Origin of the sequence: Desulfobacter postgatei 2ac9, from assembly GCF_000233695.2 — a bacterium.
GTDB lineage: Bacteria > Desulfobacterota > Desulfobacteria > Desulfobacterales > Desulfobacteraceae > Desulfobacter > Desulfobacter postgatei.
The window spans coordinates 3,672,249-3,686,453 of sequence record NZ_CM001488.1; the positions used below are offsets into that span (position 1 = coordinate 3,672,249).

12 protein-coding genes and 1 pseudogene are annotated in these 14,205 nt (G+C 44.8%); 6 read left to right on the top strand and 7 right to left on the bottom strand.

Going from position 1 to position 14,205, the window contains the following annotated elements; genetic code table 11:
• Positions 1-2: 2 nt before the first annotated feature.
• Positions 3-3,533: a DNA polymerase III subunit alpha gene (dnaE, locus tag DESPODRAFT_RS16990; RefSeq protein ID WP_004075231.1), complete on the top strand. Its 3,531-nt coding sequence runs from the start codon at positions 3-5 to the stop codon at positions 3,531-3,533.
• On the opposite strand, the gene DESPODRAFT_RS16995 is transcribed toward dnaE, so the two are convergent.
• Both DESPODRAFT_RS16995 and DESPODRAFT_RS17000 read right to left on the bottom strand, forming a co-directional pair.
• Entirely contained in the window at positions 3,526-3,822 is a 297-nt protein-coding gene (locus DESPODRAFT_RS16995) for a BON domain-containing protein (RefSeq protein ID WP_216594023.1), read from the bottom strand. The genes dnaE and DESPODRAFT_RS16995 overlap by 8 nt on opposite strands.
• A gap of 165 nt (positions 3,823-3,987) precedes the next feature.
• Complete coding sequence (locus tag DESPODRAFT_RS17000; protein WP_004075235.1) at positions 3,988-4,251, bottom strand: hypothetical protein; 264 nt, start codon at positions 4,249-4,251, stop codon at positions 3,988-3,990.
• 118 nt (positions 4,252-4,369) lie between these two features.
• Between DESPODRAFT_RS17000 and DESPODRAFT_RS17005 the strand changes: the two genes are divergently transcribed.
• From DESPODRAFT_RS17005 to DESPODRAFT_RS17025, 5 genes are all read left to right on the top strand, one after another.
• The gene (locus DESPODRAFT_RS17005; RefSeq protein WP_004075237.1) at positions 4,370-5,137 is read left to right on the top strand and encodes a TerB family tellurite resistance protein; all 768 of its coding nucleotides are present in this window, start codon (positions 4,370-4,372) and stop codon (positions 5,135-5,137) included.
• A 254-nt stretch (positions 5,138-5,391) separates the two neighbouring features.
• Entirely contained in the window at positions 5,392-5,733 is a 342-nt protein-coding gene (locus tag DESPODRAFT_RS17010; protein WP_004075247.1) for a hypothetical protein, read from the top strand.
• 191 nt (positions 5,734-5,924) lie between these two features.
• Positions 5,925-8,594 carry a valine--tRNA ligase gene (locus tag DESPODRAFT_RS17015; protein ID WP_004075249.1) on the top strand — a complete coding sequence of 890 codons (2,670 nt, stop codon included), beginning with the start codon at positions 5,925-5,927 and terminating at the stop codon, positions 8,592-8,594.
• 12 nt (positions 8,595-8,606) lie between these two features.
• A complete protein-coding gene (nadC, locus tag DESPODRAFT_RS17020) occupies positions 8,607-9,434 on the top strand; it encodes a carboxylating nicotinate-nucleotide diphosphorylase (protein ID WP_004075251.1) in 828 nt (275 codons plus the stop codon).
• A 16-nt stretch (positions 9,435-9,450) separates the two neighbouring features.
• A complete protein-coding gene (locus DESPODRAFT_RS17025; protein WP_004075253.1) occupies positions 9,451-10,428 on the top strand; it encodes a hypothetical protein in 978 nt (325 codons plus the stop codon).
• Positions 10,429-10,499: 71 nt separating this feature from the next.
• On the opposite strand, the gene DESPODRAFT_RS17030 is transcribed toward DESPODRAFT_RS17025, so the two are convergent.
• The 5 genes and pseudogenes from DESPODRAFT_RS17030 to DESPODRAFT_RS17050 all read right to left on the bottom strand — a co-directional run bounded on the left by DESPODRAFT_RS17030 (position 10,500) and on the right by DESPODRAFT_RS17050 (position 14,114).
• Positions 10,500-11,438: a hypothetical protein gene (locus tag DESPODRAFT_RS17030; RefSeq protein WP_157488524.1), complete on the bottom strand. Its 939-nt coding sequence runs from the start codon at positions 11,436-11,438 to the stop codon at positions 10,500-10,502.
• Between the two features lie 46 nt (positions 11,439-11,484).
• Positions 11,485-12,066 (bottom strand): annotated as a pseudogene (locus DESPODRAFT_RS21325) (IS630 family transposase); the annotation flags it as partial.
• A gap of 21 nt (positions 12,067-12,087) precedes the next feature.
• On the bottom strand, positions 12,088-12,498 hold the full coding sequence (locus DESPODRAFT_RS21330; RefSeq protein WP_040016066.1) for a helix-turn-helix domain-containing protein: 411 nt from the start codon (positions 12,496-12,498) through the stop codon (positions 12,088-12,090).
• Between the two features lie 53 nt (positions 12,499-12,551).
• On the bottom strand, positions 12,552-13,073 hold the full coding sequence (locus DESPODRAFT_RS17045; protein ID WP_004075262.1) for a DUF4214 domain-containing protein: 522 nt from the start codon (positions 13,071-13,073) through the stop codon (positions 12,552-12,554).
• 141 nt (positions 13,074-13,214) lie between these two features.
• Complete coding sequence (locus DESPODRAFT_RS17050; RefSeq protein WP_040016067.1) at positions 13,215-14,114, bottom strand: GGDEF domain-containing response regulator; 900 nt, start codon at positions 14,112-14,114, stop codon at positions 13,215-13,217.
• Positions 14,115-14,205 lie beyond the last annotated feature (91 nt).

Consider the following 14,205-nt stretch of genomic DNA (forward strand, 5'->3'; position numbering starts at 1 on the left):
CTATGACCAACAATCAGGATATACCGTTTTATCATCTGCACCTTCACTCCGAGTACTCCTTGCTTGACGGGGCCATTCGGCTAAACGACCTGATGAAAAGATGTTCGGACTATGGCATGGATGCCGTGTCCATTACAGACCATGGAACCATGTTCGGTGTGGCCGAGTTTTATGAAAAAGCCCAAAAAGCAGGTATCAAACCCATAATAGGCTGCGAAGTCTATGTGGCGCCCAGAACTTTAAATGACCGGACCCAGCTGGATAGAAAAGGGTTAAGCCATTTGATTCTTTTGGCTAAGGATCGGGAGGGATACACCAATCTTTGCAAGCTGGTTTCCGTGGCCCAGCTCAAGGGTTTTTATTTTAAGCCCAGGATCGACAAGACGCTTTTGGCCGAACATGCCAAGGGGCTTGTGGGGCTTTCCGCCTGCCTGAAAGGGGATATTCCCCAGGCTATTCTGGCAGGGAATCAGGCCAAAGCAGATGAACTGGCACGGTTTTATCTTGATACGTTGGGTGAGGGAAACTTTTTTCTTGAAGTTCAGGAAAACGGGATGGATATCCAGCGCCGTCTGAATAACGGTCTGCTTGATATGAGCAAACGTCTTTCCATTCCCATGGTGGCCACCAATGACTGCCATTACCTTTCCAGGGGCGATGCCAAAGCCCATGAAATCCTTTTGTGCATTCAGACCGGCGATACCTTTGACAATGTCGACCGGTTTAAATTTGATTCGGACCAGCTTTACTTCAAATCCAGGCAGGAGATGGCCGATTCCCTTGGGCATTTTCCCGATGCCATTGCCAATACAAAGCTGATCGCGGATATGTGCGAGGTGGATTTCGGCAAGAAAACCTATCATTTTCCCCGGTATGACCTTGGCGACGGACTATCCGAAGATGAACTGTTTAAAAAGCTTGCCATGGAAGGCTTTGAAGAACGCCTTGCCAAAATCAAGAAAAAACGTCCCGACATCGATGAACGGGTTTACAGGGATCGGATTAAATACGAGATTGATATTATCCTTAAAATGGGGTTCCCCGGTTATTTTCTCATTGTGGCCGACTTTATCAGCCATGCACGAAAAATCGGGGTGCCGGTGGGGCCGGGCAGGGGCTCTGCGGCTGGATCCATGGTGGCTTATGCCATGGGGATTACAGCACTTGATCCCATTGAGCACGGGTTGATTTTTGAACGGTTTTTAAACCCGGCGCGTATCTCCATGCCTGATATTGACGTGGATTTCTGCATTGAGGGCAGAGAGCAGGTCTATGATTATACGGTTCAGCGTTACGGCGGGCCGGAATATGTGTGCCAGATCATCACCTTTGGAAAATTGAAAGCCAAGGCCGTCATTCGGGATGTGGGAAGGGCGCTGGGTGTCCCTCTTTCCGAAGTGGACGAAGTCGCCAAGATGATACCCGACACCGCCAAAAATCTAAAAAAGGCATTGGATGAGGTCCCGGCCATTCGGGATAAATGCCGGGAAACAGAGGCCAAAACCCAGATGCTCGAGGTTGCCATGCTGCTCGAAGGGTTGCCGCGGCATGCATCCACCCATGCCGCAGGTGTTGTGGTTTCTGACAAACCCCTGTGCGAATATTTGCCGTTATTCAAGGGTAAAGACGGTGAAACCATTACCCAGTTTGACATGAACTTCACTGAAAAACAGGGTCTTGTAAAGTTTGATTTCCTTGGGCTTCGCAATCTGACTGTTATTAAAAACTGTATTGCTTTGATCGAAAAACAGGGAAAAACGCCGCCGGATCTGCTGCACCTTGATTATTCAGATCAAAAAACTTTTGAGCTTTTGCAAAATGCCGATACCACCGGGGTATTCCAGCTTGAAAGTTCCGGCATGAAGGAGCTGATCTCCCGCCTGAAACCGGCCAGTTTTTCAGACATTGTTGCCCTTGTTGCCCTTTACCGGCCGGGTCCTTTGGATTCGGGGATGGCGGACAACTATGTTGAACGAAAGCATGGCCGGGAACCTGTGGTATACCTGTTTCCCGAATTAGAGCCTATACTTGAAGAAACTTACGGGGTGATCCTGTACCAGGAGCAGGTCATGAAAATTGCCGGCGTCCTTGCCAATTACAGCATGGCTCAGGCAGACGGGCTTCGAAAAGCCATGGGAAAAAAGATTGCCGCCATGATGGAGGAGCACCGGACCCTTTTTGTTAAGGGTGCCCAGGAAAACGGCCATGATCCCCAAAAGACTGAAGATCTTTTTAACCTGATGGAGAAATTCGGAGGCTACGGCTTTAACAAGTCCCATTCAGCAGCCTATGCCCTGATTGCATTTCAGACCGCTTTTCTTAAAGCCCATTTCCCCGTTGAGTTCATCGCCGCCCTGATGACGTCTGAACGCAGCAACTCAGATGCGGTACTCAAGTACATGGATGAATGCAAAGCCCATAACATCAAGGTCCTGCCCCCGGATGTCAACCAGAGTGACGCCTTTTTCAATGTGGATAATGATTGTATCCGCTTTGGTCTGGCTGCTATTAAAGGCGTGGGAGAAGCGGCCATTGAATCTATTGTGGAAAATCGTGAAAAGGAAGGCGAATATACTAGCCTTTATAATTTCTGCGAACGGGTAAACCTGAGCAAGGCCAATAAAAAAGTGCTTGAGGCTCTGATTAAATGCGGCGCCCTGGACGCCACCGGCCACAAACGCGCCCAGATGATGGCGGTGCTTGAGGATGCATTGGACCATGGTTCCAGAATCCAGAAGGAGAAGGCAGATGCCCAGCTGGATCTGTTTGCCGATTCAGGTGTGGGCATTTGCCTCCCCTCCAATATCCCAAGAATGCCTGACATGGACGAGTGGGAGGGCAAAGTATTGCTGAAGTTGGAAAAAGAAGCATTGGGGTTTTACATCACCGGCCATCCTATGGATGATTATGCGGATATCATACGTAAATTTGCCAATGTTAACACGGTTACGCTTCAAGATATTGAAGATGAAAAGATGATCCGCATCGGCGGGAATCTCAAGGTCCAGAAGATTCACAAGACCAAGAAAGGGGACCTGATGGCCTTTTGCAACCTTGAGGACCAGTATTCAACCGTGGAGCTTGTGGTGTTTCCAACTCTTTATGCCAGGACCCATACGTTTTTGTCCCAGGAGCAGGTTGTCATTGTTGAAGCAGAGGTCCAAAAGAAAGAGAATACGGTCAAGCTGCTGGGTGAAGCAATTGTTCCGGCAACCCAGGCTGAAACCCTTTGGGCTGCCGGTATTGTGATTCAGGTGGATGCGCAGCAGCATAAACCTGATGTGTTTGATCAGCTCAAACCCGTGATTGAGCGGTATCCCGGCAATTGTGTTTCCTTATTCAACATTCACATCAATGCAGGACACCCGGATGTGATGGTTAAATTGTCGGATGAATATAAGTCCGATGCCTGTCCCGGTTTTTTTCAGGAGATTGAAACCATCCTTGGCCCCGGCACGATTGAAACCAGATGCGCGCCTGTAAAAGAGAAGGTGAAAAAGAAAAAGCGCTGGTCCCCAAAACAGGTCACCTGATGTCCGGATTGATAAAAACGGTGCCGGGATTGGAGATCTGAAGACGACTTACCACCCGGCCCACCCCGTCAATACTTCTGACCAGGTCCTCGGCCATGCGGCGCTGGTATGTATCGGATACCCATCCATCAAGATAGACCACCCCATGGCGGACCTTTATGTGAATTCCATGATCATCCACCATGTCATCGGACATAAATTTGGATTTTACCCGGGCCATAAGCACCGTATCACTGACAAATCCTACGGGTGAGCGAGCGCTTTCTTCGGTATCAGATTGGTAGTACACCGGTGCCCCGGTATTTTTGGATCCACAGCCGGCCATCAAGAAGCAAGAAACAAGAAACAAGATGCAGGATACAAGAGGGCGAAACACCTGCGGTGCCCATTTTAGTCCTGCGTTTTTGGAATCTTCAAGTTTCATTGGTTGTTGTGGGTTGAATGCGCATGAATGTTAGTCAAAATCGTTCAGATCTATACTGTCAAGATCGGAAAGGTCCATATCCTTTAGGAGATCATCTTCATCGGGAATGATCTCTTCGTCAATCACAATCGGTTGGCCTGTATTGTTTCCGGTTTTTTCAACATTGTTGAAACCCTCTTGCTCATCCGCGTCTCGATCTGCAAAAAATTCTGAAATTCCAAGAAAAAACAGATATCCCAGGCCTGCCATATTCAAAAGGATGATGATTGCTCCCATGATGTTTTTAATCAGCACGCGTTGCTTTTTCCTGTTAATGGTTTGACGATGGGGATTTGAGTGTTTATATATAATCTTTATTTTTGTGGCAAGACTAAACCTGATATTAGGGGTAAGGGAATTCAAAGGTTTTTGTATGAGTTGGCTTGGAAAAATAGTTGGCGGCACCATCGGACTGGCTTTAGGCGGTCCTTTGGGTGCTGTGGCAGGGGCTGCCTTTGGCCACGCGTTTGTGGACAAAAGAGAAGATGAGTATTTACGTTCTATTCCGGGTAGTAATGGATCGGGCCTGTCTTCCAATGAAGAAGCCCAGCTACTCTTCTTTACTGCGGCTTTTTCCATGCTGGGTAAAATCAGCAAAGCAGACGGCCGGATCAGTGAAGAGGAGATAAAAGCAGTTGAACGATTTATGATCAATGATCTTCAACTTGATCAACCAAGCCGTGAGACGGCAAAAAATATTTTCAGAAATGCCGTGACATCTTCCCAGACCTTTGAGGGATTTGCCGAGCAATTTTATTCGGTGTTTAAATACCAGTCTAATATCATTGAGTTGATGATGGATGTGCTGCTCAGGGTCTCTTCGGCTGACGGAAATATTTCTGATGTCGAGGAGCAGATGCTGTTGTTAGCTTCACGGATTTTCAACTTTTCGCAGCTGGATTATAACCGGCTTAAATCCAGGTATGTGAAAAAATCAGATCCCTATTATGCTGTTCTTCAATGCGATGAAAATGCAAGCAATGAGGAGATCAAAAAGAAATACCGGACCCTGGTCCAGGAGTATCACCCGGATAAAATTCAGGCCAAGGGACTGCCCGAAGAATTTGTCAAGTTTGCCACGGATAAATTCACTGAAATCCAGGCCGCTTACGAGCACATCAGAAAAATCCGGGGATTTTGATCCGGCCACTACTGGAAGAACAAGTAAACCATAGATGGTCGCTGTGTTGAAATGAATCAGAATTCTTCTTTTTTTCATATGAATCAAAGCATTTTATATGATTAGCCCGATTTTTTTTGATAGTGACATACGCAAGATTGCTCAACTATTTGAAAAAAGAATAAATTGTTGACACTTTTTATTTGCTCTGATAAATTTTTAGTCTCATAAATATAAAATCTAACGCTTTAACATCAGGACAATATGAGGATTTTATGGTTCAAGATTATGATGATGATGATGATGTCATTGAACTGATCGACGTCGTCAGCGAAGAATCATCCCCAGAAGACCAGGAAATAATTGAACTGACCCAGGAAGCTTCGGCTCCGGAAGCGTTGCTTTCTGATGATGTTGTTTTACCCTTAAAAGAGGGTGAAAATATCATGCCATTACTGGACCGGATCGATATAGAAGCTCTCCTTGAAAAACTTATAGAGAAAAAATTTTCTGCAACCATTGAAAAAATCCTTTTTGAAGTGATGGAAAAGGTTATCAAACGTGAAATAGAAGAGATTAAAGCCGGACTTAAGAAAGACCTGGATGATATTGGTTAGGTCTGATTAAACGATTGACTTAATTTTTAAAAGTTTTTATTAACGTGACGGGGATTGATTCAATCCCCTTTTTTGATTAAATAGCCTTGGGCTGCCTTGTTTTGTAAAACGCTTGGCGGTTCACGACAAAATTTTACACAGCCCCTTATTATATGAGGCTGTCACATTAAAAGGGTTTGAGGAGTTGAATTATGTGTTCGGATTCCCTGGACAAAGGATATTCACCGAAAGAGATTGAAGAGAAATGGTATTCATTTTGGCTTGAAAACGGTTTTTTTAGAGCTGAAGACAAAAGTGACAGAATCCCCTTTTCAATTGTTATTCCACCGCCCAACGTCACTGGCGTGCTTCACATGGGGCATGCCCTAAATAACGTGATCCAGGATATCATGTGCAGATACAGAAGGCTTTTGGGGCAGAATGTGCTTTGGATGCCGGGAACTGATCACGCCGGAATTGCCACCCAGAATGTGGTGGAGCGTAAACTGGCGGCCGAAGGCAAAAACCGTGATCAAGTCGGTCGGGAAGCCTTTATTGAGGAAGTCTGGAAATGGCGGGAAAAATCAGGTGGTGCCATCATCAACCAGCTCAAGCGTCTTGGTGCATCCTGTGACTGGGACCGGGAACGCTTCACCATGGACGAAGGACTTTCCGAGGCTGTACGTAAAGTGTTTGTCCGTCTGTACAAGGAGGGCCTGATTTATGAAGACCAGTATATTATTAACTGGTGTCCCAGATGCAAGACCGCTCTCGCAGACCTTGAGGTTGAATACGCAGAAAAGGACGGTTACCTCTATTATATCCGCTATCCGTTCAGAGGCAGCCAGAAAAAAGGGCTGACCGTTGCGACGACCCGGCCTGAAACCCTTTTTGGGGATATGGCTGTGGCAGTCAACCCTGAAGATGAACGCTTCAAGAACCTTGAAGAAACAGAAGTTCAGCTGCCCCTGACAGATCGCCTAATTCCCATTATCCGGGATGAATATGTGGATACCCAGTTTGGTACCGGCGCCCTGAAAGTCACCCCTGCTCATGATCCCAATGATTTTCATCTGGGTGAAAAACACGGCCTGAAAAAATTAAAAGTGATTGATGATGCCGGTGCAATGCTCGAAGGGGCAGGACGGTTTGCGGGTCTTGACCGGTTTGAATGCCGCAAAAAAGCTGTTAAAGCGCTTGAGGAGTTGGGTCTTCTTGAGAAAAAAGAACCATTGAAACACAGCGTGGGCAATTGCTACCGCTGCCACACCGATGTGGAGCCTTCCATTTCCAAACAATGGTTTGTCAAGGTAGGGCCCCTGGCTGCAAAGGCAGCCCAGGCCGTACGTGACGGCAGAACCAGGATTATTCCTGACAACTGGTCCAAAACCTATTTTGAGTGGATGGATAATATCAGGGACTGGTGCATATCCCGTCAGATCTGGTGGGGTCACCGGATCCCCGTATGGAAATGCCCGGATTGCAAGGCCGTTATTGTTGAAGAGACAGATCCTGATTCCTGCCCCAAATGCGGTTCCCAAAATATTGTTCAGGAAACTGATGTCCTTGACACCTGGTTTTCTTCAGCCCTCTGGCCATTTTCCACGATGGGCTGGCCTGAAAAAACCAACCTTTTGCAAACCTTTTATCCGACCAATGTTCTGGTTACAGGATTTGACATTCTGTTTTTCTGGGTTGCCAGGATGATGATGATGGGCATTCATTTCATGGACGATGAAGTCCCGTTCAAGGATGTTTATATCCACGCCCTGGTCAGAGATGAACACGGCAAGAAAATGTCCAAGTCCAAGGGGAATGTTATTGATCCGCTCAAGGTGATTGATGAATACGGCGCAGATGCGTTCAGGTTTACCCTGGCTGCTTTTGCCGCCCAGGGGCGGGACGTTAAAATGTCCGAATCACGGGTCGAAGGGTACAGAAATTTTGTCAACAAGTTATGGAATGCGGCCAGATTTACCCTGATGCATATTACGGAAAAAAACGCATTGACTGACAATCTTGCCCTGAGCCTGACGGATCGCTGGATTTTGTCCAGGTGTACTGAAACCTCTTTGGCCGTTAAACAGGGAATTGACGAATACCGGTTCAATGAAGCCGCTTCTGCCGTTTATCAGTTTGTATGGCATGAATTCTGCGACTGGTACCTTGAGGCTGCCAAGCCCGCCCTGTATGAAAAGTTAGGGGCAGACCGGCGTGACGCTGCCCGTGGTGTTCTGGCAAAAGTGCTTGAAGATATTGTCATCATGCTGCATCCTTTCATGCCATTTGTTACCGAAGAAATTTACAATATCCTTCCGGGCACAAAAGGTTCTGTGATGAAGGCCACGTTTCCCTATAATGAGGATGAGTTTAAAAAATTTAAAGATCCGGACTGTGAAAAAGAGATGGAATTTATGTTCTCTTTGATTTCAGGTATCCGAAATGTCAGATCTGAGATGAACATCCAGCCATCCACCAGGGTTAAGGTCCTGGCCACTACGGCAGAAAGCTCAGAAAAACTGCTGATTGCCGAAAACAAATCTGTCATTATCAATCTCGCCACCCTTGAGAATCTCTCTTTCTGTGACGCAGAGAATCCGCCTGAATCTTCCGCCACCACAGTTTCAGGGGCCACCACCTGCTATGTCTGCCTGGACGGTGTAATTGATTTTGACAAGGAAATCAGTCGTCTTGAAAAGGAGCTGGAGAAAAACACCAAAGAGTTGAACAATATCCAGAAACGACTGAACAATGACAGCTTCCTTGAAAAAGCCCCGGAAGATGTTATTGAAAAGGTCAAGGCACAACATGAAGAACTTAAAGAAAAGCAGGATAAAATTACGGTGAATCTGGATCGGGTTAAGAGTCTGAAACAGGATTAAAAACGTATACATATGGATATCACAGAACAGATCATCCGGCTGGCGCTTTTTGAAGATACCGGTCTTGGGGATGTGACCACGGAAAGTATTTTCCTTCATCCCCAGGAAAAAACCGCCATTATTGTAGCCAAACAGGATTTTATCCTGGCAGGAACCGATGTGGCAAAAAAAGTATTCCATTTTGTAGATCCATCAATGAAGTGTAAAAATCATTTTAATGATTCGGACACCATTAAAAAAGATGAGGTCATATTTAGCATCACTGGTGATATCCGCTCTATTCTGACAGCTGAACGTGTGGCTTTAAATTTTCTGCAGCGGCTTTCCGGTATCGCGACCCTGACACGAAAATTTGTCAAGACCCTGGATAATCCAAAAGTCAGGCTGGTGGACACAAGAAAAACAACACCAGGCTGGCGAAAAATAGAAAAAGATGCTGTCCGGGCAGGGGGGGGATCTAATCACAGATTTGCCCTTTATGACGGAATTCTGATCAAGGACAACCATATTGCGGCTGCAGGCTCCATTGCGGCGGCCGTTTCTCTTGTCCGGGCCAGGGCTTGCCATCTGATGAAGGTGGAAGTGGAGGTTTCGGATATGGACCAGGTGCAGCAGGCCCTTGATGCAAGGGCTGATGTTATTATGCTGGACAATATGGACATTGATGCCATGACCAAAGCCGTGACGCTGATTGGAAAGCGGGCGATGGTGGAAGCCTCGGGTAATGTCAGTTTGAAGACGTTAAATGCCATTGCCGGAACCGGTGTGGATATTATTTCCTGCGGCGCACTCACCCATCAGGCGGTATCTGTGGATCTAAGTTTGCGTATTCAAAATTAATTTTGAGAAATATGGTATGCTGACAATTTCCAGAATTTGTTTGCTCTTGCTCCTTGTGTTAACGATATTCATCACACCTTCCTATGCAGTAACGCTACAAAATTCAACATCGACAAATGAGAACATAAATCTGTATGAACTCAAGGATCAGACCTATTATTTTCCGGCTAATTACGCTTTAAATGATAAAACAGTCTTTTTACCTTTGCGAAGATGGGATCTGATTTTTACAGGTGACCATATTAATCAAATTGATGACCCCGTGGACCGTGAAAATATCAATTATGTAATTCCAGGGCCTTTTAACCATGTTATGGTGTATATGGGAAAAGATTCAAAAGGGCTGGCGTATGCAATTGAACTCAATCTATATTCGCTGGAAGGCGGTGGCCGCTTATCGTTAATCTGCCTGGGATCTGATTTTGGAATCCTTCGCCACCCAGAGACTCAACGTATTCACGATAAACGTATGATGGAGAATCGTTGGGCAATGCGGTTTATCAATACTGCATATGAGCAGGTGCGCACCCATGAAGATTTACTCTTTTCAAGATTGGAAAACGACTTGGCAACAAATCTTCCTTATCAATTTGTACTTGAGCACTCAGGCCAACTGTGGGATCGCTATATCTATTTGATTGATGATGGATTTGAAGGGGGGGCTGGCTGTTCCGACTATTGGACCACCTTGTTTGAGGTGTATGCAGGTCTTTGTATTAAGAATGTCAGAATGAGTGCTCAGGAAATGGTGGAGTATGCTCGTAACAGCCCGGAAGGGCGTCTGGCATATGTCCCAACGGAAGTGAGTCCATTTTCGAATCCGGTTTTCGTTTATCAATTGCTGGCTATGGGATTCCAAATCGTACCTGATGCCCCCCATGTAGACAGTTGTGACGGCACAGAAGAGACCGGCATTGTGTTACCCTATCTGATCATGCAAAGCGATCTGCTCGAAGAAATTCAAGCGTTGAAATCGCCTTTTTCCGTATTCTGATTTCTGTCTTTGGGCAAAAGATGATGAATGGAATGGATGATATCCCTGGATACCATCCATTCTTGACCTATCTATTTTACTGTGTATGCACAGTTGTCAAAGGTGATGGTTTTTGTTTCAGAATCCCCTGTGATGACAATAGTACCGCCTGCGGCGGTATCCGTACAAACCTCCTGATCCATTACTATATCATTGAAAAGAACTCTATACTCGCCTACGGTGATGGGAGCGACGGGTGTTGATATGATGGTTTGAGGTGACGTTGTGCTATCTATTCTTGCTGTTCCTTCGACATCGCCTTCATGGGTCGTCAAGTCTAATTCCATATCGTAAATATCAGTGGAGACAGGCGTTACAATGATCGTTCCGGAGGCTTGCATGTCCGAGGTTTCAAAATTGGTAAGTGTGAGGATAATGGGTTGTTCGGATGAATCGCTAAAAGGCATGCTGATTTCCATTCTGCCGTTCATTGAAACGTCTACAGATTGAAGATTTGAAAAATTAAGGTTTGCCTGTATAATCGCGTCTTCTCCGGATGCGGCCAGACTTATTTCGAGTGTCATGGCTCCGTTAAGAATCAGCCGGCTGTCCCGCTGGACATTTGTTGCGGTGATGGCTGCATTGGCGGAAAGGCCGGTTTCAGTCATAACGATATCGGTAATATTGATTAGCACCAGACCTGTATATGTTGAACTGCTTCCTTCAGGGGTATATCCGGCACCGAAATCAGCGCTGACATTTATGACAGAGGGCAAATTTGAAATGTCCAGAGTCTGCATAGGGGGGGTGATGGTTACCACAGAAGAGTCGCCATTTAAAATTTCTTCCAGCAGGGTTGAAATTTCGTCAATCATGGGAGACATATCACTTACAGAAGAGATCAGCGCAAGGTAGCTCTCAATGTCCGTTTCCAGTTCAGACGGAATCGCTGCTGCGATGTATGCTTGGGCATCCTCTATGCTAAAATTACTATCTGTCGCAGACATTATGATGTTTTTTGCCCACTCCATAAAATTTTCATTGGGTGTTAAGTACATGGACAAATATAAATCCAGGTTAAGAAAACGAAATTGTAAATTCCTTACCGACGCTTGCCAATATATTATTCAACTCAGTTTTCAAAAATTCAAATCCTTTATAAGCAGATGTTGATAGCCAAAAGTACTTGATATGTTTCCATAAAATTTCAATCAGATTCAACTCCGGTGAATATTTGGGGATAAAGTATAGAAAAAGGCCTCTTTCTTCCCATGTCCCAATTTGAGATTTAAAAATGGCGCTGTGATGTATTGGAGCATTATCCAGAACAACAATGGTTCTTTTTGTTATGTAACGTGAAAACGCATCAAAGCAGGCGGTTACAATATCTGAAGTAACTGAGCAGTCAAAAACGCAAGGAAAGAAATCATTTTGCTTATTCAAGAATCCCAACACATTGATTCTTGAGGTTTTTCCACTCGGAAGCAAAAGCTGCTCATCCTCATCTTGCCAGGCATATGGAATCTCAGGCACGCCGGTAAAGCCAGATTCATCAAAATAATACAAGTCAATGATATTTGCCTGATCTTCATCTTTCAAGATTTCAATTTCCTTTTGCGCTTCCCTGAACTCGTTCTCATTGCGTTTGCTTTTGAGAGATTTCCGTCCTCGACACCAACGTCAGTTTTTTTTTATAATCCGTTTCAGGGTTTTTACGCTGACTTTTTTACCAAACTTTTCCTGTATTTCAGTAATGGCACTTTTAAGTTGTCTTGGATTTTTCTTCACAATATCAATAACTTCATCATGCATCTCACTATGGATCAGCGGCGTTCTTCCAGAACGTGGTTTATCAATTAAAGAGTCAAATTGATATTTTTCCCATCCATCAATCCACTTCGAAACTGTTTCCTGAGTGGTCAAACATATTTGTGAAATCTGACTGATACTATACCCAGAGTTGCTCAATCGGATTGCTTGAGCCCTGAGTTTAGTACGGTTTGACTCTTCATCCGAAAATTCAATAAGTGACAGCCATTTTAATGCCAACGGCTCAATTGGAGAAATAAATTTTTTACCCGTACGTCTCATCTGATATCCTTGCTATGCAAATTTAAAAAACAATGATTTGTTGCAAAGCAAGATTATACAGGAATTATATTTGTCCACCTACTTAAATCTCCGATTTTGGATTTCGCAAACAAAAGGCCGATTTCGGTCTTTTTGGCCAACATAGCGGCATCTGTTGCACTGCCGGTTTGAGCTTTTGCACCATTAATGATCGTCATGATAGCCTGGTCGCGCCTAAACAGACCGCGGTCCAGCCCATCTACCCAATAGGCAAGCCCTGCTTGCGCTGGATCACGGCTTAATGTATTGTTATAAACGGTCGTAATGAATGTGCTATTGCTGGATCCTTCTGGAAATTTTGCCTGGGTTTCCGGTTGGTCAAAAAAAGATTGTGCCACATTCTCAATTGTAAATTTCCCGGTTTCAACGGCATTGGTCCAGTACTCTAAACCGCTTAAGGCTGGCGCCCTCTCAAACGTTGCTACATAAATTTCAGTAACAAGTTCTTGGATTTCCTCATGAGATAGAGAGCTATCGGCATGAGAATTACCGTACAGTAAAAACAACCCCATTACGACCAATAGAATTTTTTTCATGTGTACCTCATTCTTTTTAAATTAAATTTAGAAAAAATAACAGGATCACCTGTGAATGTGCCCTGCTTTATTTACGCCCTTTTCTTCTTTTTTGAATAAATTAAAATTTTATCATGGATTATTAATTTTTAGAAGACGAAATTAACGGGCTACGGTTAACTGGTTGCGGCCGTTTTTCTTGGAAAGGTATAATGCGTTATCTGTGCGTTTGATAAATGAGGTAAGGTCTTCACCCTTGACAATCTGTGCTGCCCCGATGCTTACGGTTACTGATGTCTTCACACCGTGTTTCGGTATGAAGACCGCTTTTTGCACATTGTCTTTAATGCGGCTGCCCACCAGACAGGCTTCATTCAACTCTGTTTCCGGTAAAATCACGGCAAATTCCTCACCCCCGTAGCGGTAGGCGGAGTCCATGCTGCGCAGACAGGAAGAGATGATCATGCCCATGCTCATCAGCACTTTATCTCCTTCTAAATGTCCCCAGGTATCGTTGTATTTTTTAAAAAAATCGATATCCAGCATAAGCAGTGATAAATTCCGGGAATAGCGCTGAGAACGTTCGACCTCCTGCTTGATCTGATGAAAAAACTGTCGGGAATTGAACAGGCCTGTTAACCCGTCGGTTATGGCCAGCTGCTTCATATCTTTTAGAAGCTTATCTCTTTCCCTTTTAAATGCAGCTTCCCTGAGCATTCGTTTGATTCTTAAGTTCAGTTCTTCAAAGCGGAACGGCTTGAAGATGAAATCACTAGCTCCGGCATTAATGGCCTCCTCATAGGAATAATCAGCAGAATAGCCGGTCATGACCATGACATCAATATCGTACTGATCCCTGATCAGCCGGGTTAGTTCAAGTCCGTCCATTCCCTGCATCATAATATCGGTCAAAACAATATCGGGTTTAAACGTTTTCAGAATATCAACGGCCTGGAATGCACTGTCAGCACTTTTGACCTCATAGTCCATAAGGCTTAAAAATTCTTCTACAGATTCTTTAATTGCTATATCATCATCAACAATGAGGATGGCATGGGCCATTGGCTTCTCCGATACAAATAGAATGCCCTGAACAGCGGCTTTTCTTGACACTGTAAAATACAATTGATAAATGTATAGCCTTAGTATGATA